Source organism: Microbacterium yannicii PS01, assembly GCF_000304335.1.
GTDB classification, from domain to species: Bacteria; Actinomycetota; Actinomycetes; order Actinomycetales; family Microbacteriaceae; genus Microbacterium; species Microbacterium yannicii_A.
The window spans coordinates 1-25,297 of record NZ_CAJF01000006.1; the positions used below are offsets into that span (position 1 = coordinate 1).

The window sequence follows — 25,297 nt, forward strand, 5'->3', positions numbered from 1 at the left end:
CTCAGCGGTTTCGTGGTGCTCTTCGTCGGTTTGGCCTACCTGTTGCAGGTGCGCGTGCTGCGCAGCGGCCGCTATGCGACGATCACCGGCAAAGGAGCTCGCTCCGGTGTCGCGAAGCTGGGTGGCTGGCGATGGCCGGTGCGCATCGCGGTGATGCTCTACGTCTTCATCTCGACGCTTCTGCCGATCATCGCGCTCGTGCTGGTCTCGCTCAACGGGTTCTGGACCCCGGACATCGACTGGGGTTCGCTCAGCTTCGATGCCCTGCGTACCGCGGTGATCGACGACGCCCTCACCCGCCAGGCACTCGTGAACAGCCTGGGCCTCGGCTTCGTCGGCGGTCTCCTCGGGATCCTCGGCGCGGCGATGGTGGCGCTGTACGTGCACCGCACGCGCACCGCGTTCTCCCGGGGCATCGACGCCGCGATCAAGCTCCCTGCCGCGATCTCCAACATGGTCATCGCGGTCGGTGTGCTGCTGCTCTTCGCCGGGCCGCCCTTCTACATGTCCGGCACGCTCGCGATCCTGCTGATCGGCTACCTCGCGCTGTATCTTCCGCAGGCTTCGATCGCAGCGGATGCCGCGGTGACGGGCGTCGGCAAGGAGTTGCCCGAAGCATCGGCCGTGGCGGGCGCTTCGCCGGTGCGCACATTCTGGCGCGTGCTGCTGCCCCTGATGATTCCGGGGCTCGTCGCCGGGTGGGCGCTGCTGTTCATACGTATGGTGGGTGACCTCACCGCGTCCGCGATCCTCGCCGGGACGTCCAATCCCGTCGTCGGTTTCCGCATCCTCGAGGTGTTCAATGGAGGGTCGTACGCCCTGCTGGCAGCGCTTTCGACGGTGCTCGTGCTCATCACCGGCACGGTGCTCGTACTGGTCATGTGGTACACGCGCCGCAAGTCCAGGTTCGGCATCTCGGCGAAGGTCGGCTGATGAGACTCATCCTCCTGGGAACCAAGGGCGGCCCGCGCGTCTCACCGACGCACTGCGGGCCGGGGCAGCTCATCGTTGCGGGCGACGGCGTGATCCTCGTCGACTGCGGTCACGGCATCCCTCAGCAGCTCCTGCGCGCCGGCATCGCCCCGTCGGCGCTCACCGACATCGTCATCACCCACCACCACTCAGATCACAACGTGGCGCTCGGAACGGTTCTCATGGCGGCATGGGCGCACGGCCTGGAGCGGCCGCTCACGGTGCACGGACCGGCGCCGCTCGGTCGCATCGTCGCGGCGCATCTCGAGGCGAACGCGTACGACATCGGCATCCGGGTTCTCGACGAAGGCCGCCCAGACCTGCGCGATCTCATTCGCGTGGCCGAAATCGACGGCGGTGACGAACGGATGCTGGGCGACGTGGTCATGCGTGCAGTCCGGGTGCGCCACGCCCCGGTGGAGCCGGCGCTCGGCTACCGGTTCGACGCGCCATCGGGATCCGTGGTCATCTCCGGCGACACCGGGCCGAGCCCCGAACTCATCGACCTCGCCCGCGGGGCGGACACCCTCGTTCACGAGGTCATCAACCCGGAACTCGTCCGGCCGTACGGCGAGGACGAGAGCAACGCGCGCTGGGAGGACCTGCACCGGCACCTGGTGGAGTCTCACACCGCGGTGTCGGACGTCGGCGCGGTCGCGCAGGCCGCGGGCGTACGCCGGCTCGTGCTCAGCCACCTCGTGCCCGGCAACACCTTCGACTCCGTCGACTGGCGGACGGTCGTCGAGCGGGACTTCGACGGCGAAGTCGTGCGAGGGGAAGACCTCATGGAGCTGTCCATAAGGCAGAACGCACCAAAGGAGATGCAGTCATGACGAAGAAACTCGCGGCGACCGCCGCAATCCTGGCCGCCGCGGCGCTGGTGCTCACCGGCTGCGGCGGTGCCACCGGCGACGATCGGCCCGCCGCAAGCTCGACGCCGGTGGAGGACCCCGAACTCCAGGCGCTCATCGAGGCGGCGCAGGAGGAAGGCACGCTCACCCTCTACGGCATCCCGGACGAGCGCGTCCTGCGCGCCGTGGCAGAGGACTTCACCGCGAAGTACGGTGTCGACGTCACCGTGCTGCGCCTGGTCTCGGCCGACCTGTCGCAGCGCTTCGCGGCCGAGGCGGATGCCGGAGCCGTGCAGGCCGACAACATCCTGCTGACCTATTCGCCGTTCTACGCCGAGGCCTTCGACAACGACTGGCTCACGCCGGTGACCGAGGCCGACATCCCGGACTTCGACGCGTATCCGGCCGACTACGTCGAAGAGGACGGCACCCCGATCGTCAGCATGGTGCCGACGCAGCTGGTGTACAACTCCGAGGCGTTGGACGAGGCCCCCGACAGCTGGGAGATCTACGCCGACCCCGAGTTCGAGGGCGAGCTGCTCTTCGCCGAGCCGGCGACGTCGCCGGCGAACCTGGCGTTCTGGTCGCTCATGATCGATGAGTACGGCGAGGAGTTCCTGAGCGACATCGCCGCCAACAACCCGACGTGGATGAACAGCGCCGTCAACACGACGCAGGGCGTCGCGGCGGGCGAAGGCTCGCTCGCCCACCCCGGCGTGTACGCGATCGTCGAGACGCTGAAGCAAGAGGGCGCCCCGGTCGAGGCGGCGCTGCTCGGGCCGACCACAGGACCCGAGATCGGACTCGGCATCTCGGCCGATGCGCCGCACCCGAACGCGGCGCGCCTGTTCGCGCACTACCTGCTGTCGGAGGAGGGGAACACCTTCCTCGCCGAGGAGTCCGGAGGCAGCTCGCCGTATGGCACCAACCTCGTCGAGGGATGGGTGCGTCCCGAGCCGGTGCCCGAGGACCGCGCGCAGCTCATCAACGAGCTGTTCGGTTTCTGACCGCGATTCCGGGGCGCCCAGGGCGTCCCGGAATGCACCCAGAGGAGAACCATGTCGCAAGGACGATGCCCTTTCGGTTTCGACGATCCGGAGGCGCTCGCGCGTCGGCGGACGGACCACGATTTCGACCCCGTGCCGGATGAGGCCGAGACCTTCACCAGCGCTCACGAGGAGTTCGCGCGTCTGCGAAACGATCGGCCGGTCGCGCGCAGCCAGGAGTACGACGGATTCTGGGCGCTTCTCGGCTACGACGAGGTGCTCACCGCCATCACCGACATCGACCGGTTCACCACCACGACGCAGAACGCGATTCCCAAATTCGCCTTCACCGGAGTGCGCCCGCCGCTGCACCTGGATCCGCCCGAGCACACCTCGTACCGACGCGTCATCAACCGAGCCTTCACCCCGCCGCGCATGCGCGAGCTCGAGCCGCGCGTCCGGGCGGCCGCGGTGGAGCTTCTCGATCCGCTCATCGCGGGCGGATGGGCCGACATCTGCCGCGAGTACGCCCACCGGTTCCCGGCGTTCGTCTTCGCCGACTTCTTCAACCTCGACGTCGAGACGTCGGAGCTCATCAAGGCCGTGACGGGCCGGTACGTCGATGCCATCCAGGTGCTCGATCACGAGACGGTGCGCGGTCTCAGCGGCCGTCTCTACGAGATCGCGCAGTCGATCATCGATTCACGAGCCGTGCAGCCTCTCGATCCTGAGGAAGACCTCACCACGGCGCTCATGCAGGCGGAGCATGACGGTGAGCCGCTGCCGGCAGCGATGGTCCTCGGTTGCGTGAGGCAGCTCATCGTCACAGGGATGGTCGCGCCCAGCGTGTTCACGGGGAACATGTTCGTGCACCTCGCCCGCGATCCACAGCTGCAGGACTATCTGCGCGAGCAACCCGAGAAGATCCCCGACGCGGTCGAGGAGTTCCTGCGTCTGTACTCCCCGTACCGCGGCATGGCGCGCACCGCTCGCGAGGACGTCGAGCTCGGCGGTGAGCTCATCCGCGAAGGCGACCCCGTCGCGCTCGTCTACACCTCGGCCAACCGTGACGAGCGGGTGTTCCCGGACGGCGAGTCGTTCATCCTCGATCGTCCGAACATCGCCAAGCACATCTCGTTCGGCCGCGGCACCCACAGCTGCCCGGGCGCACCCCTCGCGCGCATGATGATGAGGATCACACTGGAGGAGGTGCTCGCGCGCAGCGCCTCGTTCCACGAGGCGGGTGAGCCCGAGATGGCCATCTGGGCCGAGTGGGGTACGCGCTCGGTGCCGCTGGACTTCGTACGGGCGTGAGGGGCGTGACAGGTATGACCGAGGCATCCGCGTTGCCTCCTGACGATTTCGACGCGGCTGCGACGGAGACGTTCGACAGCCCGCACGACACCTATCGCGAGCTGCGAGAACGGTGCCCGGTCGCCCACTCGTCCGCGTACGGGGGATTCTGGGCGCTGACACGGTTCGACGATGTCGAGCGTGCCGCGCGCGACTCCGAGACATACATCTCATCTGTGCGAGCCGTCGTCCCGAGCGATCCGCGCGGCATCCGTCGACCGCCTCTCAACTTCGATGCGCCGGCGCACTCACCGTTCCGGCGGGCACTGGACCGAACCCTGCACCGCTCACGGCTGGAGCGCCTCGAGCCCAGACTGCGTCTGCACGCGGAGCGTGAGTTCGGACGATTCCTCGCCGATGATGGTGGCGACATCTGCGTCGGCTTCGGCACGCTCTACCCCGCTTACACCGCCGCCGAGTGGCTCAATCTCGATCCGGCTGACGTTCCACGACTGGCCGAGACGTCGTCGATGTGGGTGGATGCCTGGCGTCGCCAGGACGGCGCCCTCGTCACGGCGAAGAGCGAGGCGATGTACGACATGGCCCGTGCACTCGTCGCCGACCGCACCGCGCGACCGCGATCGATCGACGAGGACCCGGCGAGCTCGCTTCTCGCGGAGGAGTACGAGGGCGCACCGCTCGATCAGGAGCTCGTCGTGGGGGCACTGCGTCAATCCCTCGTCGTAGGGCTCGTTGCGCCGCCCATCCTTCTCGGCGGGATCTGCGTGCACCTCGCCCGGCACCCTGAACTGCATCGCGAACTGCGCGACGACCCCTCGCTCATCCCCGCAGCGCTCGAGGAGTTCGTGCGCCTCTACACCCCGTACCGGGGCTTCGCGCGCACCGTCTCGGAGCCGGTGACCCTGCATGGGCGAACGATCGAGCCCGGCGAACCCGTCACCCTCGTTTACGCCTCAGCGAATCGTGACGAGCGCGTCTTCGATGAGCCCGATGACTTCGTCCTCGGTCGGCCGAACATCGCCCGACACCTGGGTTTCGGACGTGGTCGGCACAGGTGCATCGGCATGGCGCTCGCGCGGATCAGCCTGCGGATCGCGTTGGAGCAGATCGTCACTCGCACGCGAAGGCTCGAGATCGATGGGCCGATCGAGAGCACACGGATGCCGGAGGTCGGCGCGCAGTCTGTGCCGCTGCGCGTCCACCTCTGACGCAGCGGCCCCGTGCGGACGACGAGTCAGCGCTCGCCGTCACCCGAGACGTGGTGCGAGGTGAGAGCAGCGAGCGACGCGTCGTACCGCCCGACGATCTCGGAGAACCGCCGCTCGGCCGGGGCGCCCAGCGAGTCATAGATCGCGAGGAAGACCGCGCGCGCGCTGTCACGGGGCCAGTCGGCGGGAAGCATCTCGCGAGGCAGCTCGGGGTCGGTGAACCGGAACCCGAGCCAGCGCCCCATGACTCGGGTGCGGAGGGTGAGCGCATGGGCGGGATCGAGCCGACCGCCGACCGCGTCGTCGACGTGCCCGGCGAAGTCCGCGATGAACAGGCGATACTCGGCCTCCAGGGCGTGCAGCTCGAACGCCTCGCTCACATCAGGCGAGCGGCCGTCGCGCGGCACGAAGTCGGATCGCATCACCGTGGCGGTGCCCACCGAAAGGCGCTTCAGAAGACCCACCGCCTCTTCGGCGTAGTCGTGAGGCGTGATCCACACGGCCTCCTGCAGCAGGGCGAAACCCAGCTCCCGCAGGCCCATGCGGAGATGCCTGCGCACGTCACGCAGCTCCTCGGGAACCGAGAACACCACGACCGTCCAGCGGCCATCCCACGGCGGGTAGGCGAGTCCGAAGTTCATCGCGCGCTTCAGTCGCGTCTCCGTCGCTTCGGCGGTGCTCTGCGGGCGTGCGTAGAAGGTCGACCGGCCGTGCTTCGACGCGACCAGCATGCCGCGCGCCGTCAGCCTCCGGATCGCCTGGCGTGCCGAACTCTCGGTGGTTCCGAATTCGGACAGCAGGTCGACCAGGGCCGCCGAGGGCACCGCCTCGGTGTTACCCCACCAGTAGTCGCCGAGCAACGTCGCCAGCAGATGCTGCGGGTCGGTGCCGGTGGCTGAACGCGGGATGCCGAAGGTGGTCCCCGGTCGCGTGCCCATCTGCGGCATGGTTCCTCCCATCGCGCCAGTGAGTCAACTGTGACAGATGCTCGGTCAGTGCCAGGTGCGTGGCGACACACGCCCGACGACCATCGCAGCCTCGCGGGACCGGACTAGCGGACGGTGACGGTGATCGGCCGCGATGACGTCTCCCCGGCGTCATTGACGAAGACGGCGACGTACTCGTAACTGCCCGGCGCTCTGTCCGTCACGCTGGAGGTCGCCCGCTGCGCGCCCGGAGTGGCCGCCGACAGCGTCTGCTCGTCGATCAGTTCGCCGTTCTCAAAGAGGCGGTAGTCGGTGGCGTTCGTTCCCCACCAGAGGTCGGTGGTGAGGGTGAAGTCGCCATCGCGGTCGCGGTTGTCGTGCGACAGGACGATCTTCCCGGGTGCCGCATCGGTCACGCGTACGGTCACCGAGCCTGTTTCGGTGGCTCCGGCGCCGTTGGAGACCACGCCCGTGTAGACATACGTCCCGTCGACCCGGCCGGAGAGCTCCACCGTGGCTGACTGTGCTCCCGGCGTGTTCGGCCGCAGTGTTCGCGTCGCGATCAGCTCACCATTCTCGTAGAGCCGGAACACCGAGCCGTTGACGCCGTGCCACAGGTTCATGGTGACCGTGTGCGTACCGTCGTGCAGACCGTCGGCCCATCCGCTGTCGGTCGACAACCGAGCCCGCGCGGGTGCGGTCGTCGTTTCGTCCGCCGGCACATACGTTCCCCAGTTGGTGAAGTCCCACGTTCGCAGCGCCGGCGGTAGGTCGCCGAACGGGATGTACTTCCCGACGCCGCCGCCGCCGAGCAGAGCCGAGTCGATCTCACCGCTCTCGGCGAGCGCAGCGACGCGAGCGTTCATCGCCTGAGGTGACACATCGGGCCACGAGCCGGAATCGAGGCGGGCTTCGAGAGCACGGAAGGCCACCAGCATCTCGCCGAACGACTGGCCGCCGTGACCTGGACGCTCGATCAGAAGGGTCCGCACGTGCGTTCCTGCCCGCCCCGCCGCTTCGAAGGTGCGCAGATAGGCCTCGTCCAGCGGAGCCGGGTCGGCGGAGTCACCCAGTGTCTTGACCGTCATCACGGGGCTTCCGGTGCCGTCATAGGTTCCGATGTCTTCGACCGCTGCGACGGCTTCCGGGTCGGCGCTGTAGCGTTCGGCTCCGGCGAGGAGATCGAGGTCGGCATCCAGGTCGAGCCCGGCGTGCTCGTACCACCAGCGCACTCGGTCCGCGTCGCCCGATCGCTCAAGGAGGTCGCGGTAGTCCACGCCGTGATTCCACACCACGGGGCCGCCGGCCATCACCTCGATCTCCTTGTGGACGAACTGCGGGTTGCCGAAGGCGAATGCGCCGGCGATGAGCTGTCCCTGCGTCAGGTAGTCGTCCTGCGCGGGCGGCTCCGAGCCCGAGGGGAAATCGGTGGCTTGTTCGAAGGCCGCAGCGAGCACGAGTCGTGCCATGCCCTGATCACTTGCGCGGGCCTCGGTGACGAGCGCGTCGAGTTTGACGTTCTGGTCGTAGCTCGGCCCATATGTCGCCCCCGGCGGGATGTCAGGCAGGTTGTTGATCGCGAGCCCCGCGTCCGGGTTCACCAGCTCCTGCAGCGCCCATACCGCGTCGGCTTTGCCGAGCCAGCTGGCGAGAACACCGGCACCACCTCCGGCTCCGGCCAGGGCGCCATCGAAGACATCCGGTCGGTACTGCGCCGCCATGCGGGCGACGAAGCCACCGCGGGAGTTGCCCCACGCGATCGTGCGCGTCGGCTGGCTCTCCGAGCCTGTATCGGCGATGGCCTCCGTGAGGAGATCCCGCGTGGTGACCAGGTTTTCCACGTAGTCCTTGATCTCGTACGCGGTCTCGTTCTGGGTCCGCTGGTTACCCCCGATGGCGTAGCCCTTGCTCAAGAAGTAGTCGCGGCGCGCCACGTTCCACGAGTTGAAGTCAAGGTCGAGGATCAGTGTTCCGTTCCACTCGGCCGGGCGGATCGCCTCGTAGACCACCTGTGCGGGCGTTCCCTCGTGCAGCACTCCAGCCACGCGGACGTCACTGTCAGCTGCAGAAGCGGGCACCGGCAGGCTCAGCAGCGAGCCGATGAGGGCGACCGCCCCGATAGCCGCGGCGATGGGCCGCCGTGAGCGCCTGAGGGGCGCTTCGAGAGCAGGAGCGGACATGGACGACCTCCTCGTCGTTCGATGCATTACAGAAACCGTAACGATCGTCCACAAAGGTGTCAAAGAAAAGAACGAACTCGGCTCGATGACGTCGGACGCTCTCTAAGAGGGGATCTCCGCACCGAGACGCGTGGCACTCGACGACTCATTCGTCGCGGTGCGAGCCGCGGCATCCGTCACCGTCGTTCTGCCCGTGTCTGTCAGCCTCGGAGCGAGTCGGCGACGTCTCGCAGCGCGGCGGCCGAACGATGGAAGAGGTCGAGCTCGCGCTCGTCGAACTGGGTCTCGACGATGGGCGCGGCCCCCGCGGAACTGACGACCGACGGCACCGACAGGGCGACACCACTCACGCCGTGGAACCCGTCGAGCACGGGCGAGACCGGCATGACGGCACGCTCGTCGTTCAGGATCGCCTCGATGATGCGCGCGGTCGACAGGCCGATGGCGTAGTTGGTGGCGCCCTTGCCCTGGATCACCTTGTAGGCGGCGTCGCGCACGTCGACGGCGATCTGATCGAGCTCCTCGACCGTGAGGCGATCGCCGCGCGGCGTCACCCAGTCAAGGATCGGGACGGTACCGATCGTGGCCTTAGACCACAGCGGGAACTCGGTGTCGCCGTGCTCGCCGACGATGTAGGCGTGCACGCTGGAGGTCGAGACTCCGGCTCGCTGGCCGAGCTTCCACCGCAGGCGCGACGTGTCCAGCACGGTGCCCGACGCGAAGATCTTCTCCGGCGGCAGGCCGGTCTCCTTCTGTGCGAGGACGGTCAGCACATCGCACGGGTTCGTGACGATGACGTAGATCGCGTCGGGCGCCACCTCGAGCAGCCGCGGCATCATCTTGCGCATGATGCCGGCGTTGACGCCGGCGAGCTCGGTGCGGGTCTGACCCGGGTCCTGCTTCGCGCCCGCCGTGATCACCACGACGTGCGAGCCCTCGACGACCGCCAGATCGCTGCCGCCGGTGATGTCGCTCGAGCCGGTGAACTGCGTCCCGTGAGCGAGATCGAGCACCTCGGCCTCGACCTTCTGCGTCGCGATGTCGTAGAGCGCGACGTGACGCGCCGATCCGCGGATCAGCGAGGCGTATGCGGCGCTCGAGCCGACGCTGCCGGCTCCGACGATGGTGACTTTCGAGTTCTCGATCACGGCCATGGGGCCAGTCTTGCAGGCGACGATGTGTCGGCGACGCCGGCGGTGGCCTATCGGCCGGAGGGATCCAGCCCTACGATGACTGGCACACGGCGACGCCCTTCGCGTGACGGTGCCGACGAGATCTCGGGAGGCATCATGTGCCGCTGGCTGGCTTACACCGGAGAGGCGCTCCAGCCCTCCACGCTCATCCTCGACGCGCAGCACTCGGTGGTGGCGATGTCGCTCAATTCACCACTGGGTGCCGAGACGGTCAACGGGGACGGCTTCGGGTTCGGCTGGTATCCGGCGGATGCCACGGACTCGGGGCATCCCGCCGTCTTCCGCAGCATCGAGCCGGCGTGGAACGACCAGAACCTGCGGGAACTGAGCTCGGCGGTGCGCAGCCCGCTGTTCTTCACCCATGTGCGGGCGGCCGCCGGACCGCCGATCCAGCAGACCAACTGCCACCCGTACCGGCACGAGAAGTGGCTGTTCATGCACAACGGCTTCGTCGCCGGCTTCAGCTCATTCAAGCGCGATCTTCTGCTCGCGGTGGACCCGTCGCTCTTCCCGCTGATCCAGGGCACCACCGACTCGGAGGTGATGTTCCATCTGGCGCTGACGTACGGACTGGAGGACGACCCGATCGCCGCGGTGGGTGCCGCAGTGCGCCGGGTCGAAGAAGCCGGTCATGCCGCGGGCGTGCAGTTCCCGATGCAGGGGACGATCGCAGTGACGAACGGTGAGACGGTGTGGGCGTTCCGCTACTCGTCGCAGGGGCGCTCGCGCACGCTGTTCCACTCCGCCGATGTGCCGACCCTGCGGACGATGTATCCCGATGTCGAACGCCTGTCGACGTTCGGCGATCACGCCCAGGTCGTCGTCTCCGAGCCGCTCAACGACCTGCCAGGGGTGTTCCTCGAGGTGCCTGAGTCGACCGTCGCCGTACTCGACCCGACGGGCTACCATCACGCGGAGTTCTTGGCCGCCTGATTCTCGTCAGCGGTCGCGCGGGGCGGATTGCGGATGCCGAGGAACGAGGTGATTCCGCCCGCGATCATGAGGGCTGCCGTGACGATCGCGGCTCGATGGAACCCGTCGAGGTCGAGCGTGCCGCCGACGATCGTGGCGAGGGCGGCGATGGTCACCAGACCCGCGACACGGGAGACCGCGTTGTTGACCGCCGAGGCGATCCCCGAGCGCTCCGAGTCGATCGCACCGAGGATGGCCGAGGTCAGCGGCGCCACGGTCAGCGCGAGGCCGAGCCCCATCACCACCATGCTCGGGAGAACCTGCCACCAGTAGGAGAAGTCGCCCCCGACGGTGAGGAGGAGCAGCGCGCCGATCCCCATCGTGATCGGGCCGACCGTCATGAACAGGCGCGGACCCCACCGACCGCTCAGCGCGCCGATGCGCGAGCTGAAGAGGATGAGAAGGACGGTCATCGGAAGGCTCGCGAGGCCGGCCAGCGTCGCGGGCAGCCCCGCGCCCTGCTGCAGGTACACGACCACGACGAAGCCGTTCAGCGAGAGGGCGCCGTAGATGAAGAGCGTCGCGATGTTGCCTGTCCAGAAGTTGCGCACCCGGAAGAGATCCAGGGGAAGGATCGGGCTGCGCACCAGCCGCTGGCGAACGATGAAACCGGCGAACATGAGGGCCCCGACGATCATCGGCGCCCAGATCGCGGGCGAGGACCAGCCGAGATTCGGCTGCTCGATGAGCGCGAAGACCATGGCGCCGAGCCCGAGCGTGCAGAGGATCGCGCCGAGCCAGTCGATCGAGGCATCCGGCTTTCGGATGTCGCGGAAGCTGCCGCGCGCCAGCAGCAGGAGGGTCACCGCGATCGGCACCACGTTGATGAGGAATGCCAGCCGCCAGGAGAGCAGATCGACGAAGACGCCCCCGATGACCGGGCCGACGATCATCGCCGTCGTGGTGGCGGCGGTCCAGACGCCGATCGCGCGGCCTTGTGCCGGACCGGTGAAGTTGGAGGTGATGAGCGCAAGCGAGCTGGGGACGAGGAACGCGCCCGCCGCACCCTGCACGGCGCGCGCGACGATGAGGAACTCTGCCGTCGGCGCCGCCGCGATCGCGACCGACGCGATGCCGAAGCCGATCAGCCCGATGCGCAGGACGAGGACACGTCCGTAGGCGTCGCTGACCGAACCCGCCACGAGGATGAGTGCGCCGAGCGTGATGAGGTAGGCGTCCACCACCCACTGCTGAGTCGTGAGCCCGCCGCCGAGCTCGTCGCTGATGGCCGGGAGGGCGACGTTCACGACGGTGCCGTCGAGGAATGCGACGAAGGAGGCCAGAATCGCGATCCACAGCACCGACCGCTGGGTCGCGCTCATCTGCTGGGCCGTCGCCGGGGGATTGTCGGGCACGGATTCACCGTAGTCCGCTCCTCGGACGCCCGGGCCGTTGCCCGAGATCCGCGGCCCCACAACGGCTCGCAGAAACGCGGGATCCGCTCGAGCGTGCTCAGAGCCTTTCGGCCGCGCCCGCGCGGGTCTACACTCACCGCCAGACGGGCGACGCGACCGCCGACGGAGGCGAGGGGCGATGGAGGATCCGACGCACCCGGTGATCGTCGTCACCGAGAAGACGCCGAACTCGGCGGGGCCGGACGTCGCGGAGGTCCTTCGGCGTCGCTACGGCGCCGACTATGCCGTAGTCCGCGCGGATGCCGATCCGCACGCGGCGCTGGCAGCGCTCGCATCGGAAGGACGCCCGGTCGCGCTGGTGCTCGCGGACGACGACCGGCCCGGCCCAGCGGGCGAGACGGTCTTCGCCGACGCCCGGCGACTGTTCCCCGACGCGCGACGCGGGCTGATGATGACCTGGGGAACGTGGGCGGACCCCGAGACCGTGCAGCGGGTTCTCGAGCTGATGTCGCAGCTGCGGATCGACTACTACGTGGTGCGTCCGCAGGACCCGGCCGACGAGGACTTCCATCGCATCGTCACCGAGCTGCTGCGGGAGTGGCGCCACGCCGCCGGCGGACGCGCGGGATACACGGTGGTCGGCGAAGACCACGCCCCGCGAACGCACGTGCTCGAACAGCTTCTTTCTCGCGCGGGCGTGTCGGTGGCGCGCGTGGAGCCGGACTCGGCCGCCGGCGTGCGGGTGCTGGCGGAGGCGGGCGTCGCCTACACGGGAGCGCCGGTCGTCCGCACCGCCGCCGGTCGGCTGCTCGTCGATCCCGACGACGCCGAGATCGCGGCGTCACGAGGGCACGGCACGGCCCTCCCGGACGGGCCGGTCGATGTCGCGATCGTCGGTGCGGGGCCGGGTGGCCTGGCGGCGGCGGTCTATGCCGCGTCGGAGGGACTGTCGACGCTCGTGCTCGAGCGCGAGTCGCTCGGGGGGCAGGCGGGCGGCAGCTCGCTGATCCGCAACTATCTGGGCTTCCCCCGCGGCGTCAGCGGCGTGGAGCTGGCAGACCGCGCGTATCAGCAGGCGTGGGTCTTCGGCGCGCGCTTCTGTCTGGCCCGGGCCGTGACGGGCCTCGAGATCGATCATGGATTCGTGGTGCACATGGGGGATGAGCGGGTCGCGGCAGGGGCGGTCGTGCTGGCCACGGGGGTGTCATATCGCAAGCTGCGGGTGCCGGCGCTCGAGCGCTTCGTCGGCGCCTCGGTGTTCTACGGCGCGTCATCGGTCGAGGCGAAGGCTCAGCGCGGACGCACGGTGTTCGTGATCGGCGGCGGCAACTCCGCAGGACAGGCGGCGCTCCATCTGGCTCGCTACGCGGCATCCGTCGCCCTCCTCGTTCGTGGGCCCTCGCTCGCCGCGAGCATGTCGTCGTACCTGGTCGAACAGCTCACGGCACTCGGGGTCGAGATCGTGACGGAGAGCCGGGTGGTCGACGCGCACGCGGATATCGAAGGCGACCGGCTGGCGCAGATCGAGATCGAGCATCTCCGCACCGGCGAGCGTCGACGCGTCGCCTGCGAGGGGCTGTTCATCACGATCGGCTCGCAGCCGCACACCGGCTGGCTCCCCCCGCAGGTGCTGCGCGATCGGTGGGGCTTCCTCTTCACCGGTGCGTCCGAGGCCGACGAGGACGCGCCGGAGCCGTGGGCCGGGCGCGCCGTGCCCGAGCCCCTGGAGACATCCGTGCCCGGGCTCTACGCCGTCGGCGACTCCCGCCGCAGCTCGGTGAAGCGCGTCGCGTCGGCGGTGGGCGAAGGCTCGGTGGTCGTCTCGTCCGTGCACCGGCACCTCAGTGCAAGAGGCGAGCGGATGCCGCGGACCCGGTGAAGCCGCGATTCGCGAGGTGCGCGGGCCGTGACGTACACTTGTCGGCGGTGACGTGTCCGAGCGGCCGAAGGTGCAACTCTCGAAAAGTTGTGTAGGGTAACCCCCTACCGTGGGTTCAAATCCCACCGTCACCGCCACTTTTCCAGATCAGCGCCATGTCTATGGCGCTGATCTGCGTTTGGGCATGGGTTTGCGAAAGAGCGGCCGGCGTGTCGGTTACCCATCTCTTTCTCACAACGGCGCTCGCGACCCCGAAAAGCCCGCTGCATCCGTGTGATTCGACGGTCTCCAGGCGCTACCTTCGGTGGCCCAACTGTCGCACCGTCACTCCGCGAGCGGCCAACCCGTATACGCCTCTGCGAGAAACGTCCGTCCGGCCTTCGGAGCGGAGGGGGGCGAGCGAACTCGCACCCCTCCGCTGTCGCATTCGGCTAGCGCCGCACGGTTACCGTCACCGGCGCGCTGACCGTTGAGCCGGCCGCGTTGGTGAACTCGACTCGATAGACGTGCTTGCCCTTCGCCGCACCGACCAGGTCGAGCTCGGCGGTCTGCGCACCCGGCGTGTTCGCCGCGAGGACGCCCTCGTCGATGACCGCATCGCCTTCCAGGAAGCGGTACGACGTCGCGTTGGTGCCCCACCACAGGTTGGCGGTGAGCGTGAAGGTGCCGTCCCCGTCGTGGTTGTCGTGGCTCAGGACGGGCTTCGCCGGGGCGGCGTCGCTGACTTTCACCTTGAGAGTCGTCGTCGCGGTGACGCCCTGGGAGTTGACGAGCTCGCCTGTATACACGTATGTCCCGTTCGACTTGCCCGAGACCGGCACGCTCGCGCGCTGAGCAGAGAATCCGCCGTAAGGCAACGGCACGGTCGCGACGAGGACGCCGTTCTCGAACAGACGGAACTCCGTTGCGTTCTGACCCCACCACAGGTTCATGGTGACGTTGTAGTCGCCGTCGGCCAGCCCGGTGTCCCGTCCGTTGTCGTGCGACAGCACTCCCTTGGCGGGAGCGGCTGCCGCCCCATCCGGAACGACGACCGCCGCGCTCCACCCCGACCGCGGTCCCTCCCCGGCGCTGTTCACGGCGCTGACGGCGAACCGCGCGTTCGTTCCCGGCGCCAGGCCGGTGACCGGGGCCGCCGTCGTCGCGGCTGTTGCGATGGGCGCATCGACGCCCTCGCGGTAGACGCGGTACTCGCCGACCGGTGCGCCGCCGTCCTCCGTCGGCGCCGTCCACGCCACCGTCGCCCCGTCGGCCGTGGCCGTCGCGGTGACCTCGGTGGGAGCGCCCGGCACGTCTACCGGCGCGGGGATCTTCCACATCGTCGGGGTGATCGGGGTGACCGTGATCGCCTGGATCACTGCGGTGCCGCCCTCGGACCATGCCGTGATGTCGTCGGCCCCGGCCAGGGGGAAGACCTGGTCCGTGATCGTGACGCGGCCCTCGGCGGCGAACAGCTCCACGGACGCCCGGTCGAGATACAGCTCCAGGGTGACGGTCCCGTCGTCGCTGAGCGCGACGGGCGCGTCCTCGACGGAGGCGAACGCCGGGTGGAAGTCCACGTTGCCGGAGTCGCGCCGGTCGACGAAGACGCGTTCGGTGTTCGCGTCGTAGCCGATGCGGGTGCCCGACTCGTCGTCGCCGAAGACGACGATGCCGGCGCGATCGGCGTCACCGGGCTGCAGCGTCAGGTCGATCTTGACGACCTCACCCGACAGGTCCAGTGCGGTGTCACCCGTCACTGCCACGTCGGATCGCGTCTGCGCGACGTCCGTCTCAAGCTGCTCGTCGATCTGCGAGACGACCTTCTGCGTGAGGCGCGGCCCGTCGGATGTTTCGGTCAGCGTGACCTCGCGGGGCAGGGTCATCGAACTGCGCCAGGGCGATGTGGGGATGTCGTTGGCGTAGTCCCAGTTGTTCATCCAGCCCTGCATGATGCGCGTCGTCCTGTCTGGGGTGCCGAAGTACGAGACGGTCGCGTAGTAGTCGCGGCCCCAGTCGAGCCAGTCGTAGCTCTCCAGGCGCGTGGGGGCCGCGGCATCCGATGTCATGACCTGGTCGATCAGGATGTGCCCCCACCCGCCGCGGTTGTTGTCGACGACGCGGACGGTCGCCCGCTTCCCGGCGAACTCCCGCACGTCCCAGCTGGCCCAATCGAGGTTCTCGCTGTCCGAGCCCGTCGCCGATCTGACGACCTCGCCGTCCACCACGAGGTTCACCGACGTCTCGTCGCTGCGCAGCTTCGCCTCGACATCGCCGACCACGACGTGGTCGAAGGTGAGGTGGCCCCACCCGCCGGTGGCCTCGTCGCGGATGCGGACCTGCGCCTGCTCTCCCGCGAACTCGGACACATTCCACGACGCCCAGTTGAGAGCCCCGGACTCGGGTCCCGTCTTGGTCCTGACCACGGCGCCGTCGACGACGAGCTCAGCCTGAAGCGTGCCATCGGTGCGCTTGCCGCCGCCGATGAGGAACGAGACGAAGTCGCCGTCGAGCGTGAACTCGGGGGAGAGCAGCTCGCCGACGTTGTCGTCGCCGCGCGGACCGCCTTCCCAGGTGTTCAGCCGCTTGGCGCCGAGGTAGTGGTCGCCCCCGTTGGTGGACGGGTTGCGCGCCGGATCGGTGGCGAAATCGCCGGTGATCTGCCAGCCCGAGTCGGCCAGGGTCTGACCGTCAGGCAGCTCGAAGTCGAAGACCGAGGCGCCCGCGGGCGGATCATTGCTGAGCTGGGACCCCGCGATGTGCGGGTGGTGGCCTCCGCCGACGAGCAGGTTGACGTAGTCGTCCGAGACCGTGAACGCCGGCGACTCGAGGGTCCCTGCGGGCCAGTCGCCGTCATAGAAGCCGTTCACCAGTCCGGCGCCGACGAAGCCGGTCACGGTGTTCTGACCGGGCAGCGTGCCCGCCGCAGGCTCGAGGCCCCACGGTCCGTTCAGGTGGTTGGCCGGTTCGTTGGAGACGGTCCAGCCGTCGAACGAACCGTTGTCGAATCCAGCCAGCACGTCGCCCTCAGGAAGTTCCTGAGCGCCCTCGGTGCTCTCGCTGGTGAAGGTGGTCCCGTCGAACTCGCCGACGAAGTACTGGCCGCCACTCCCGCCGGCGACGGCACCCGGGTTGAGGTTGACGACCATCACCCACTTGGTGTTGTTCGGGTCGCCGTCCACGGGGAGCTCGAAGAGGTCGGGGCACTCCCAGATTCCGCTCGTTGAGTTGGCCGGGCCGAAGTCGGACAGGTGCTCCCAGTCGCGCAGGTTGGCGCTCTTGTAGAGGACGACCTTGTGGTCCGTCGCCTCGACGGCCGCCATGACCCAGTACTGGCCGGCAGGCCCGTCGTACCAGAAGACCTTCGGGTCGCGGAAGTTCGCCGACCCGCGGTCGAGGACGGGGTTGTTCGCGTACTTCTGCCACGTGTAGCCGCCGTCGAGGCTGTACGCCAGCGACTGCGCTTGACGACCGGCGAGCGTCGGGTGAGCAGCCTCGTACGCGCTCGTGTAGATCGCGACGAGGGGTGGTTCGCCGCCCTCGCCGAAGCCCGACGTGTTGTTCTCGTCGATGACGACGGACCCCGAGAAGATGCTCTCGATCGCCTGGCCCTGCTCATTGAACGTCTGCGGGATCGCGATCGGCTGCTCGGTCCACGTGAGCAGGTCGCTGCTGGTCGCGTGCCCCCAGCTCATGTTGCCCCACCGGGTGCCGCTGGGGTTGTGCTGGAAGTACAGGTGATACACCCCGTCGGCGTAGACGAGACCGTTGGGGTCGTTCATCCAGTTCTCCTCCGGAGAGAAGTGCACCAGCGGGCGGTAAGGCTCATCGCCCGGCGGAACCTCCGCGGATGCTGCGGGGGTGGCCATGCCCAACGTCGTGATGAGGGCCATGGTCGCAGCGACCGCGACGGCCGTCTGCTTCTTCGTTCCTGGACGCAACCCGGCTCTCCGGTGGTGCGTCATCGTGGAGTCCTTCACTCGCTCTCCCTTGTGCGTGGTTGCGTGTGGCAACCGACTGACATCGATGTCATGCGAACGGGAGCGATGCTAGACACTGTCCAGCGGACAACGCAAGAGCCGAGAACGGATGCCGACAACGATGGCATGCGCCTCGCGGAGGCTACGAGGGGCGGATCTCTCCGCTACCGCGAGGGATGAGCGTAGTGGGGATGACCGTGTGGCGAGCCGGCCCGTTGTCGCCCTCGAGGCGCGCGAAGACGTGCTCGACGGCGACCCTGCCGATCTCGTAGGGGTGCTGCGCGACGACGGTCACGCCCGGCTCGAGAAGGTCGGCGAGCGGGATGTCGTCGAACCCGATCAGGGCGATCGCGCGCTGCAGGCCGGCGGCGCGCAGGGCGTGCACCGCACCGACGGTTACGAGGTTCTGTGCACTGAAGACAGCCGTCGGCCGGTCGGGGCCGGTCAGCAGGCGCGCCGTCGCCTCCTCGGAGGAAGCCGCGTCGTGGAGATCCATCACCGTGATGGTCTCGGATGTCGGGATCCCGGCCTGGCCGATGGCCTCGAGGAACCCCTCGCGGCGCTCATGGGCGGTTTGCAGATCGCTGCGGTCCGCCAGCAGCGCAATGCGCCGATGGCCGTGTGCGATCAGATGCGCCGTCGCCTCTGCCGCGCCCTCACGGTTGTCGCTGGTCACACTGTCGAGCTCGACGTCGATGGGCCGCCGGTCGACGAAGACCGCGGGGATGCCTCGGTCGCCGAGCGTCGTGACGTAGTCCGGTCGTGGTCGCGCCGTGGTGAGGACCAGTCCGTCCACGCGGCGCTGGAGGAATGCCCGGACGGCGGTCTCCTCCCTGCGCGGGTCATCGTCCAGGCTCGAGGCGAACACGGCGATGCCGCGCTCGACGGCGGCGTCTTCGACGGCGCGATGGATGGCGCCCGAGAACGGGTTGTCCACGCTGCCGACGAGCAGTCCCAGGGTCCGCGTGCGGCCGTCCATCCGGCGCAGGCTGCCGGCCTGGAGGTCGAGGTGATAGTCGAGTGCGCGCACCGCGGCGTTCACGCGCTCGGCGGTATCGGGTGCCACGTTCGGCTCGTTATTGAGCACGCGGGACACGGTCTTGATTCCCACCCCGGCGAGGGCGGCAACCTGCTTCATGGTCACACGGGGTGAGTTCGACATCGATGTCACGGTTTGATTTCGCTCCTTGGTCGCACTTGACACTAGCGAACGAGTCGACTAAATCCTTAGTTGACATCGTTGTCATGTCGACGACGACCTGCCGAGAGGAATTCAATGACGAATCATATGAAGGCGAAGCGCTCCGCGTTCACGTTCGCCGCGGTTTCCGCTGTGGCCATTCTGGGGCTCACGGGATGCGCGGGCAGCGGCGCAGCCGGTGGAAGCTCCGCGGATGCCGATGCCGACGGCATCGGTGTGTCGCTGATCGTGAAGACCAACTCCAACCCGTTCTTCGTGGCCATGCAGGAAGGCGCTCAGGCCGCGGCCGAAGAGAGCGGCGTCAACCTGACGCTCGCCGCCGGCAAGGAGGATGGCGACGAGGACACCCAGATCCAGGCCATCGAGGCGGCGATCTCGAAAGGCGACGCGGGCATCCTGATCACCCCGAACGGTCCCGCCGTGCTCGACGCCGTGCAGAAGGCACGCGACGCCGGCCTGTTCGTCATCGCGCTGGACACCGTGCCCGACCCCGCCGACGCGGTGGACATCACGTTCGCCACCGACAACTTCCTCGCCGGCCAGTACATCGGCCAGTGGACCGCAGAGACTCTTGCGGGAGAGGATGCCGTCATCGGCCTCATCGATCTCTTCGACGACAAGGCCGTGAGCGTCGACTACAACCGCGACCAGGGCTTCCTCGACGGCATGGGCATCGACCTCGCCGACGAGACGGTGAACGGCGACGAGGAGTCGACCGGCACCTACTCGGGCGGCCAAGGCGGCAGCTACACGATCGTCGGCAACGAAGCGTCGCAGGGCGCTGAGGACGGCGGCCGGACGGCGATGGAGAACCTCCTCGCGAAGAACCCCGACATCAACGTCGTCTACACGATCAACGAGCCGGCCGCGTATGGCGCGCACCAGGCGCTCGAGGCCGCGGGCAAGAGCCCCGAGGACGTCATCGTCGTCTCGATCGACGGCGGGTGCGCCGGCGTCGGTCAGGTCGCTGACGGCATCATCGATGCGACGAGCCAGCAGTACCCGGTGAAGATGGCCGAGCTCGGAGTCGAGGCGATCGTCCAGCTGGTCGAGACCGGCACCGCACCCGAGACGTCTGACGGACTGGACTTCTTCAACACCGGCGTGGCACTGGTCACCGACAGCCCGGTCGACGGCGTCGAGTCCATCGACACGGCCGAGGCCGCAGAGATCTGCTGGGGCGGCGAGTAAACATCCCTCTCGAGTGAGGATGCCGCGTCCCGGCCCGCCCTGGCGCGGCATCCTTACCCCCCACCTCACGCGCGATGACGCGTCGTACCGACGGAAGTGAACCTGTGACCCAACAACAAGTACCGCCCACCTCGACGCTCGACCTCGCGGCCGAGTTCCTTGACCGGCGTACACCGCTGGACCGCATCCGCGGTGTGCTCCACCGCTATCCCGCGATCAGCCCGGCCATCGTGCTGGTTCTCGCGATCATCGTGTTCGGGAGCATCAATCCCCGATTCTTCGCCCCGGCGAACCTGTCGCTCGTCCTCGACCAGGTGTCCGTCGTCGGCACGGTCGCCATCGCGCAGACCCTCATCATCCTCACCGCGGGCATCGACCTCTCCGTCGGCGCCGCGATGATCCTCGCCTCGATGGTCATGGCCCAGACGGCCTACCACAACGGGCTTCCGGCACCGCTGGCGCTCTTCGCCGGCCTGCTCGCAGCTCTTGCCGCGGGCGCACTGAACGGCTTCCTCGTCACGAGGGTCAAGCTGCCCCCGTTCATCGCGACGCTGGGCACGTTCAACGTCTTCGTCGCGCTCACACTTCTCTATAGCGGCGGGCAGACGATCCGGCGAGCCGAGATGCCGGAGCTCCTCACCTGGACAGGGACCGCGATCCCCCTCGGAGACGTGAGGCTCACCGTCGGCGTGATCATCATGCTCGTCCTCTACGCCATCGTCGCGTACACACTCGGCCGGACCGCCTGGGGTCGCCACGTCTACGCGGTGGGCGACGACGCCGAGTCCGCGCGTCTCGCCGGCATCTCGACCGGGCGCGTGCTCATGAGCGTCTACATCGCCGCTGGAGCCGTACTCGCGGTCGCCGCGTGGATCCAGATCGGCCGATCGGGAGCAGCAAGCCCCAACGCCGGTGCCGACCTCAACCTCGACTCCATCACCGCCGTCGTCATCGGCGGCACGTCCCTCTTCGGCGGGCGCGGGTTGATCTGGGGCACCCTGCTGGGCGCCATCATCGTCGGCGTCTTCCGCAACGGCCTCTTCCTCGCAGGCGTCGACGGTCTCTACCAGACGCTGGCCATCGGCATCCTGGTCATCGTCGCCGTCGCGGTGGATCAGTGGATCAGAAAGGTACGCAAGTGAGCCTCATCCAAGACGCCGTCACCCCGGCGCCGACCCCACCGCAGACGCCCGTGCTCGAAGCACGGCGCCTGGTCAAGACGTTCGGCCGCGTCGTCGGCCTCGACGGCGTCAGCCTCCAGCTGCATGCCGGGGAAGTTCTCGCGATCATCGGCGACAACGGCGCAGGAAAGTCCACTCTCGTGAAGTGCCTGACGGGCGCCTACATCCCGGACGAGGGCACGCTGCTGCTCGACGGCCAGGAGGTGCACTTCAAGCGCCCGCAGGACGCGCGCGCGGCCGGGATCGAGACGGTCTACCAGAATCTCGCCGTCTCGCCCGCGCTGGATGTCGCCGCCAACCTCTTCCTCGGACGGGAACGGCGCAAGCCCGGCATCGCCGGCTCCCTCTTCCGGGCTCTCGACAGATCGGGCATGCGCAAGGAGGCACGCGACGAGGTGCAGAGGCTGGGCATCTCGACCCTTCAGGACGTCAGCGTCGCGGTCGAGAATCTGTCCGGCGGCCAGCGCCAGGCGGTCGCCGTCGCACGCGCAGCGGCCTTCGGCTCGAAGGTCGTCGTCCTCGACGAGCCCACGGCCGCTTTGGGGGTGCGCGAGTCGAACCAGGTGCTCGAACTGATCGGGCGGCTCCGCGAGCAGGGCGTTCCCGTCATCCTCATCTCGCACAATATGCCGCACGTCTTCCAGGTCGCCGACCGCATCCACATCCAGCGCCTCGGCAAGCGAGCGGCGACCATCACGCCGCAGTCGCACTCGATGACGGACGCGGTCGCCATCATGACCGGCGCGGCGCAGGCATGACCGGCCTTCACGAAGGCGCCGTGGCCGAGGAGCCCGTCGTCCTCTACGCCGAGTTCACGGCGCGCGCCGATTCGGTCGCTGTGGTCGAAGGGCTCATCAGGGACTACGCGAAGAGCGTGAGCGCTGAGCCCGGCAACCTGCGGTTCGACATCTATCGACGGCAGGAGGAGCCGACCCGGTTCTTCGTGTTCGAGATCTACCGGGATCGGGCGGCGTTCGAGGCCCACCTCGGTGCCGAGCCGGGGCGTGCGTTCAACGAGGTGCTCGTGGAGCACATCGAGGGCGCAGGGAGCGATCTGCGCTTCCTGACCCCGGTCCCGCGATGAGCGCGGACGAAGCGCGCCCGGCCGTGCGCGATGTGCTCGTGATCGGCGAGGCGCTCATCGACGTCGTCGACGACGGGACCGTGGCCATCGAGCACGTAGGAGGAAGCCCCGCCAATGTCGCGCTCGGGCTCGGACGCCGCGGGGTGTCCGTCTCGCTGCTGACGCAGGTGGCGGACGACGCGCGCGGCCGCGCCATCGCCGAGCACCTGCGGGCCTCCGGTGTCGTGGTGCTGCCCGAGTCGTTGGTCGGGGCCGCTACGTCGGTGGCCGCAGCCGAGATCGACGCGGACGGCCACGCGGAGTACACCTTCGACGTCCATTGGGACCGTTTCGAGCAACCCTCGACGGCCGCGCGGATCGTCCACACCGGTTCGATCGCCGCGTTCATGGAGCCGGGAGCGTCGTCGGTGCTGCGCGCACTCCAGCAAGCGGATGCCGCGGAGATCACGTTCGACCCGAACATCCGGCCGGACCTCGTCGGAGAGCACACGGAGACCGTCGCCACCTTCGAGGCGATCGCGCGCCTGGCCACGGTCGTGAAGCTGAGCGACCAGGATGCATCGTGGCTGTACCCAGGTCTCTCCGTCGAGGCTGCCGTCGATGCGGTCCTGCAGCTCGGCCCTCGCCTCGTCGTCATGACGCTCGGCGCAGCCGGCGCGATCATGGCGAGCGGCGCCGGGCGCGTCAGGGTGCCTGCGACCGCGGTCGATGCGGTCGACACGATCGGCGCCGGCGACACCTTCATGGCGTCGCTGATCCACTCGCTGCTCGAGCGAGGAAGCGCCGACCTGCGACGCCACGACCTGGAGGAGTTCGGGCAGGCGGCTGCCCGCGCCGCCGCCATCACGGTCTCGCGAGCGGGAGCCGATCTGCCCTGGAAGCGTGAACTGGAGCCCGCCTGAGTTCTCCGCCCGCATCCGATCCGCGGCGATGCGTGCGAGACAGCCGCCTCCAGCCGTCGCCGCTCAAGTCATCCACCCGGTCCGACCGGATCGACCGGCGCACCGTCGCCGGTATCGGGCAAGTCGCCACGCTCTACTGGAGCGGCGGGGACGTCGGGAACGTCGGAGAAGAGGAGCTCCAGTTCGGCATCCGACGGCACGCGCACGGCCTTCGCTGCTGCAAGGAGTTCCGCGGGCGGGGCGTTGTTCATGCCGGTCACTTGGATCAGCACATCGTCGCGGACCGCGATGTACTCGTCGACGCCGCCCCCTGATCGATGCCAGACGCCATCCTCATCAGTGCACGTCACCGGATCGGCGGGTGCATCCCACAGCGGTGTCTCGACGCAGGACGCCGCCGTGAGCTCACCCCGGTCCGTCCGGATCGTCACCATGGCGCCCGTGCTCTCGTTGTACCACGTGGCCGACATCCCGTCATCGGCGCCAGGGCCGACCGACTGCGGCGCCAGACTGTAACCGTCGACCGTGGTGGTATAGACGAGTTCAGGCGCGATGCCGACTGCGCTCGCGCGCTCTGCGATCGAGTGCGGGTCAGCGGCGCCCATGCCCGGTTCCACCGATGCGCAACCGCCGAGAGACACGGTCAGGACGACGGCGGCCGTCACGACAACCGAAGCGATGGCGCGGAATGGACGTGGTCGACGCATGACAGCATCCTTCCTCACGTGCACGACGGTGACACCGTGACACGGCTCTGCGGCGAACAGTGCCGGCCCCGCATCCGCTTCGGCCGGTGTTCCTCACTCGAAGCATGGGTTGAGCCATCGTCTGCCAGAAAGGGGTCGGCTAGCATTCGGGGATGACCAACCCGGCTCCGATCGAGGACGTCCCGATCGGCGGCGAGGGCATCCGCCTCGGGCAGTTCGTGAAGTTCGCCGGTCTTCTCGACTCTGGCGGGAACGTCAAAGAAGCCATCATCGATGGCTATGTGACGGTGAACGGCGAGGTGGATCGTCGCCGCGGACGCCAGCTGCAGGTCGGCGACGTCGTCAGCTTCGAGGGACGCACGGTCCGCGTCTGCTCATGAGGGACGGCGGGCTCCCTGTTTCACCGCGCCGCTGCCGTCACTACGATCTGACGCATGCATGACGAGCCCGATGACATGAGACCGGTATCAACGGCTCCGCCCTCGGGTACGGGCTGCGCGGAGTGCGAAGACCTCGGGGGATGGTGGGTCCATCTCCGTCGATGTGCCGCGTGCGGGCACATCGGGTGCTGCGACTCCTCGCTCGGCCGCCATGCCTCGGGTCACTACGCCGCCACCGGACACCCTCTGGTCCAGAGCTTCGAGCCGAGGGAGGACTGGTTCTGGGACTACCGGACGCAGGAGCTGGTGGAAGGGCCAGAGCTGTCACCACCGAGAAGCCACCCGGAGGGTCAGACATCACCCGGGCCGAGGGAAAGAGTGCCGGCCGACTGGCGGGCGGTTCTTCGCGGCCGCGACATCGCAGAAGAGGCAGAGAACGCTCAGCGGTGAGGATCCTCACCGGCGGCCGGTCTCGATGTCCGCCCCGTCCTAGGCGACGGCGCCGCGAAGATAGGGCATTCGCCCGATGAGTCGCCCACCCCTCAGCGAGGAGAGTCGTACCTGTCCGAATCGATCGGAACGGGAGCACGACATGGATGCCGCCACCTTGGCCATCGCCACACTGAACGCCCACCGCGCCGCCGAGCAGCAGCGTGAACTGCGCATCCTCGCCGCGCAGCGGGAGCGCCGCTCGCGGACGACCGCGGCGGCAGACGGTCGTGCTCCGTCCGAGGTGACGACGGCGGCCGACGCGCCGAGCGCCGCCGCTTTCGGCCTCGCCGGACCGGCGAGGTGAACTCAGCCGACGTGCACGACCGGAGCAGAGCGGGTGTCGGGGCCGGGGTGCAAGATGGGA

22 protein-coding genes and 1 tRNA gene are annotated in these 25,297 nt (G+C 68.5%); 16 read left to right on the plus strand and 7 right to left on the minus strand.

Annotation, left to right across the window (positions count from 1 at the left end; genetic code table 11):
* The 5 genes from WYM_RS19215 to WYM_RS04585 form a co-directional block, all read left to right on the plus strand.
* On the plus strand, positions 1–933 hold a 933-nt coding region (locus WYM_RS19215), incomplete at its 5' end, for an ABC transporter permease (protein WP_019179649.1).
* Positions 933–1,805 carry an MBL fold metallo-hydrolase gene (locus WYM_RS19220; protein WP_019179650.1) on the plus strand — a complete coding sequence of 291 codons (873 nt, stop codon included), beginning with the start codon at positions 933–935 and terminating at the stop codon, positions 1,803–1,805. The genes WYM_RS19215 and WYM_RS19220, both read left to right, overlap by 1 nt.
* Positions 1,802–2,830, plus strand: a complete 1,029-nt coding sequence (locus tag WYM_RS19225) for an ABC transporter substrate-binding protein (protein ID WP_019179651.1) — start codon at positions 1,802–1,804, stop codon at positions 2,828–2,830. Before WYM_RS19220 ends, WYM_RS19225 begins: the two co-directional genes overlap by 4 nt.
* Before the next feature lie 51 nt (positions 2,831–2,881).
* The gene (locus WYM_RS04580; protein ID WP_019179652.1) at positions 2,882–4,123 is read left to right on the plus strand and encodes a cytochrome P450; all 1,242 of its coding nucleotides are present in this window, start codon (positions 2,882–2,884) and stop codon (positions 4,121–4,123) included.
* A 14-nt stretch (positions 4,124–4,137) separates the two neighbouring features.
* Positions 4,138–5,331, plus strand: coding sequence for a cytochrome P450 (locus WYM_RS04585; protein WP_019179653.1), 1,194 nt, complete (start codon positions 4,138–4,140; stop codon positions 5,329–5,331).
* A gap of 26 nt (positions 5,332–5,357) precedes the next feature.
* On the opposite strand, the gene WYM_RS19230 is transcribed toward WYM_RS04585, so the two are convergent.
* The 3 genes from WYM_RS19230 to WYM_RS04600 all read right to left on the minus strand — a co-directional run bounded on the left by WYM_RS19230 (position 5,358) and on the right by WYM_RS04600 (position 9,591).
* Positions 5,358–6,269 carry a PaaX family transcriptional regulator C-terminal domain-containing protein gene (locus WYM_RS19230; RefSeq protein WP_192813711.1) on the minus strand — a complete coding sequence of 304 codons (912 nt, stop codon included), beginning with the start codon at positions 6,267–6,269 and terminating at the stop codon, positions 5,358–5,360.
* A gap of 113 nt (positions 6,270–6,382) precedes the next feature.
* A complete protein-coding gene (locus WYM_RS19235; RefSeq protein ID WP_019179655.1) occupies positions 6,383–8,437 on the minus strand; it encodes a hypothetical protein in 2,055 nt (684 codons plus the stop codon).
* A 200-nt stretch (positions 8,438–8,637) separates the two neighbouring features.
* Positions 8,638–9,591 (minus strand): L-lactate dehydrogenase, encoded by a 954-nt coding sequence (locus tag WYM_RS04600; RefSeq protein ID WP_019179656.1) that lies wholly within the window; start codon positions 9,589–9,591, stop codon positions 8,638–8,640.
* 75 nt (positions 9,592–9,666) lie between these two features.
* On the opposite strand from WYM_RS04600, the gene WYM_RS04605 reads away from it, so the two are divergent.
* Complete coding sequence (locus WYM_RS04605; protein WP_019179657.1) at positions 9,667–10,563, plus strand: class II glutamine amidotransferase; 897 nt, start codon at positions 9,667–9,669, stop codon at positions 10,561–10,563.
* Here the strand turns inward: WYM_RS04605 and WYM_RS04610 are convergent.
* Positions 10,539–11,924: an MFS transporter gene (locus WYM_RS04610; protein ID WP_040569071.1), complete on the minus strand. Its 1,386-nt coding sequence runs from the start codon at positions 11,922–11,924 to the stop codon at positions 10,539–10,541. The two genes, WYM_RS04605 and WYM_RS04610, sit on opposite strands and share 25 nt — an antisense overlap.
* Before the next feature lie 211 nt (positions 11,925–12,135).
* Between WYM_RS04610 and WYM_RS19240 the strand changes: the two genes are divergently transcribed.
* Positions 12,136–13,836 carry an FAD-dependent oxidoreductase gene (locus tag WYM_RS19240; protein WP_019179659.1) on the plus strand — a complete coding sequence of 567 codons (1,701 nt, stop codon included), beginning with the start codon at positions 12,136–12,138 and terminating at the stop codon, positions 13,834–13,836.
* A gap of 46 nt (positions 13,837–13,882) precedes the next feature.
* Positions 13,883–13,973, plus strand: a tRNA-Ser gene (locus WYM_RS04620).
* A gap of 294 nt (positions 13,974–14,267) precedes the next feature.
* On the opposite strand, the gene WYM_RS19245 is transcribed toward WYM_RS04620, so the two are convergent.
* Both WYM_RS19245 and WYM_RS04630 read right to left on the minus strand, forming a co-directional pair.
* On the minus strand, positions 14,268–17,708 hold the full coding sequence (locus WYM_RS19245) for a GH32 C-terminal domain-containing protein (protein ID WP_019179660.1): 3,441 nt from the start codon (positions 17,706–17,708) through the stop codon (positions 14,268–14,270).
* 229 nt (positions 17,709–17,937) lie between these two features.
* Positions 17,938–18,957 (minus strand): LacI family DNA-binding transcriptional regulator, encoded by a 1,020-nt coding sequence (locus tag WYM_RS04630; RefSeq protein WP_019179661.1) that lies wholly within the window; start codon positions 18,955–18,957, stop codon positions 17,938–17,940.
* A 114-nt stretch (positions 18,958–19,071) separates the two neighbouring features.
* Between WYM_RS04630 and WYM_RS04635 the strand changes: the two genes are divergently transcribed.
* From WYM_RS04635 to WYM_RS04655, 5 genes are all read left to right on the plus strand, one after another.
* Positions 19,072–20,187, plus strand: coding sequence for a substrate-binding domain-containing protein (locus tag WYM_RS04635; protein WP_051008065.1), 1,116 nt, complete (start codon positions 19,072–19,074; stop codon positions 20,185–20,187).
* 104 nt (positions 20,188–20,291) lie between these two features.
* Positions 20,292–21,329: an ABC transporter permease gene (locus tag WYM_RS04640; RefSeq protein WP_019179663.1), complete on the plus strand. Its 1,038-nt coding sequence runs from the start codon at positions 20,292–20,294 to the stop codon at positions 21,327–21,329.
* Entirely contained in the window at positions 21,326–22,126 is an 801-nt protein-coding gene (locus tag WYM_RS04645; RefSeq protein ID WP_019179664.1) for an ATP-binding cassette domain-containing protein, read from the plus strand. The genes WYM_RS04640 and WYM_RS04645 overlap by 4 nt, the downstream gene beginning before the upstream one ends.
* Positions 22,123–22,452, plus strand: a complete 330-nt coding sequence (locus tag WYM_RS04650) for a putative quinol monooxygenase (protein WP_019179665.1) — start codon at positions 22,123–22,125, stop codon at positions 22,450–22,452. The genes WYM_RS04645 and WYM_RS04650 overlap by 4 nt, the downstream gene beginning before the upstream one ends.
* Entirely contained in the window at positions 22,449–23,354 is a 906-nt protein-coding gene (locus WYM_RS04655; RefSeq protein ID WP_019179666.1) for a carbohydrate kinase family protein, read from the plus strand. The genes WYM_RS04650 and WYM_RS04655 overlap by 4 nt, the downstream gene beginning before the upstream one ends.
* A gap of 68 nt (positions 23,355–23,422) precedes the next feature.
* Here WYM_RS04655 and WYM_RS04660 read toward each other — a convergent pair whose 3' ends face one another.
* Positions 23,423–24,061 carry a hypothetical protein gene (locus WYM_RS04660; protein ID WP_019179667.1) on the minus strand — a complete coding sequence of 213 codons (639 nt, stop codon included), beginning with the start codon at positions 24,059–24,061 and terminating at the stop codon, positions 23,423–23,425.
* Between the two features lie 152 nt (positions 24,062–24,213).
* On the opposite strand from WYM_RS04660, the gene WYM_RS04665 reads away from it, so the two are divergent.
* From WYM_RS04665 to WYM_RS04670, 3 genes are all read left to right on the plus strand, one after another.
* Positions 24,214–24,441: an RNA-binding S4 domain-containing protein gene (locus WYM_RS04665; RefSeq protein WP_019179668.1), complete on the plus strand. Its 228-nt coding sequence runs from the start codon at positions 24,214–24,216 to the stop codon at positions 24,439–24,441.
* Positions 24,442–24,495: 54 nt separating this feature from the next.
* The gene (locus WYM_RS21370; RefSeq protein ID WP_157524888.1) at positions 24,496–24,891 is read left to right on the plus strand and encodes a UBP-type zinc finger domain-containing protein; all 396 of its coding nucleotides are present in this window, start codon (positions 24,496–24,498) and stop codon (positions 24,889–24,891) included.
* 142 nt (positions 24,892–25,033) lie between these two features.
* Positions 25,034–25,237 (plus strand): hypothetical protein, encoded by a 204-nt coding sequence (locus WYM_RS04670; protein ID WP_019179669.1) that lies wholly within the window; start codon positions 25,034–25,036, stop codon positions 25,235–25,237.
* The last annotated feature ends 60 nt before the right edge of the window (positions 25,238–25,297 follow it).

What these genes read in the sequence shown, in the direction of transcription:
- WYM_RS19220 (WP_019179650.1), top strand. Translation starts at nt 933, where the DNA reads ATGAGACTCATCCTCCTGGGAACCAAGGGCGGCCCGCGCGTCTCACCG.
- WYM_RS19225 (WP_019179651.1), top strand. Translation starts at nt 1,802, where the DNA reads ATGACGAAGAAACTCGCGGCGACCGCCGCAATCCTGGCCGCCGCGGCG.
- WYM_RS04580 (WP_019179652.1), top strand. Translation starts at nt 2,882, where the DNA reads ATGTCGCAAGGACGATGCCCTTTCGGTTTCGACGATCCGGAGGCGCTC.
- WYM_RS04585 (WP_019179653.1), top strand. Translation starts at nt 4,138, where the DNA reads ATGACCGAGGCATCCGCGTTGCCTCCTGACGATTTCGACGCGGCTGCG.
- WYM_RS19230 (WP_192813711.1), bottom strand. Translation starts at nt 6,269, where the DNA reads ATGGGCACGCGACCGGGGACCACCTTCGGCATCCCGCGTTCAGCCACC.
- WYM_RS19235 (WP_019179655.1), bottom strand. Translation starts at nt 8,437, where the DNA reads ATGTCCGCTCCTGCTCTCGAAGCGCCCCTCAGGCGCTCACGGCGGCCC.
- WYM_RS04600 (WP_019179656.1), bottom strand. Translation starts at nt 9,591, where the DNA reads ATGGCCGTGATCGAGAACTCGAAAGTCACCATCGTCGGAGCCGGCAGC.
- WYM_RS04605 (WP_019179657.1), top strand. Translation starts at nt 9,667, where the DNA reads ATGACTGGCACACGGCGACGCCCTTCGCGTGACGGTGCCGACGAGATC.
- WYM_RS04610 (WP_040569071.1), bottom strand. Translation starts at nt 11,924, where the DNA reads ATGAGCGCGACCCAGCGGTCGGTGCTGTGGATCGCGATTCTGGCCTCC.
- WYM_RS19240 (WP_019179659.1), top strand. Translation starts at nt 12,136, where the DNA reads ATGGAGGATCCGACGCACCCGGTGATCGTCGTCACCGAGAAGACGCCG.
- WYM_RS19245 (WP_019179660.1), bottom strand. Translation starts at nt 17,708, where the DNA reads ATGGCCCTCATCACGACGTTGGGCATGGCCACCCCCGCAGCATCCGCG.
- WYM_RS04630 (WP_019179661.1), bottom strand. Translation starts at nt 18,957, where the DNA reads ATGTCGAACTCACCCCGTGTGACCATGAAGCAGGTTGCCGCCCTCGCC.
- WYM_RS04635 (WP_051008065.1), top strand. Translation starts at nt 19,072, where the DNA reads ATGACGAATCATATGAAGGCGAAGCGCTCCGCGTTCACGTTCGCCGCG.
- WYM_RS04650 (WP_019179665.1), top strand. Translation starts at nt 22,123, where the DNA reads ATGACCGGCCTTCACGAAGGCGCCGTGGCCGAGGAGCCCGTCGTCCTC.
- WYM_RS04655 (WP_019179666.1), top strand. Translation starts at nt 22,449, where the DNA reads ATGAGCGCGGACGAAGCGCGCCCGGCCGTGCGCGATGTGCTCGTGATC.
- WYM_RS04660 (WP_019179667.1), bottom strand. Translation starts at nt 24,061, where the DNA reads ATGCGTCGACCACGTCCATTCCGCGCCATCGCTTCGGTTGTCGTGACG.
- WYM_RS04665 (WP_019179668.1), top strand. Translation starts at nt 24,214, where the DNA reads ATGACCAACCCGGCTCCGATCGAGGACGTCCCGATCGGCGGCGAGGGC.
- WYM_RS21370 (WP_157524888.1), top strand. Translation starts at nt 24,496, where the DNA reads ATGCATGACGAGCCCGATGACATGAGACCGGTATCAACGGCTCCGCCC.
- WYM_RS04670 (WP_019179669.1), top strand. Translation starts at nt 25,034, where the DNA reads ATGGATGCCGCCACCTTGGCCATCGCCACACTGAACGCCCACCGCGCC.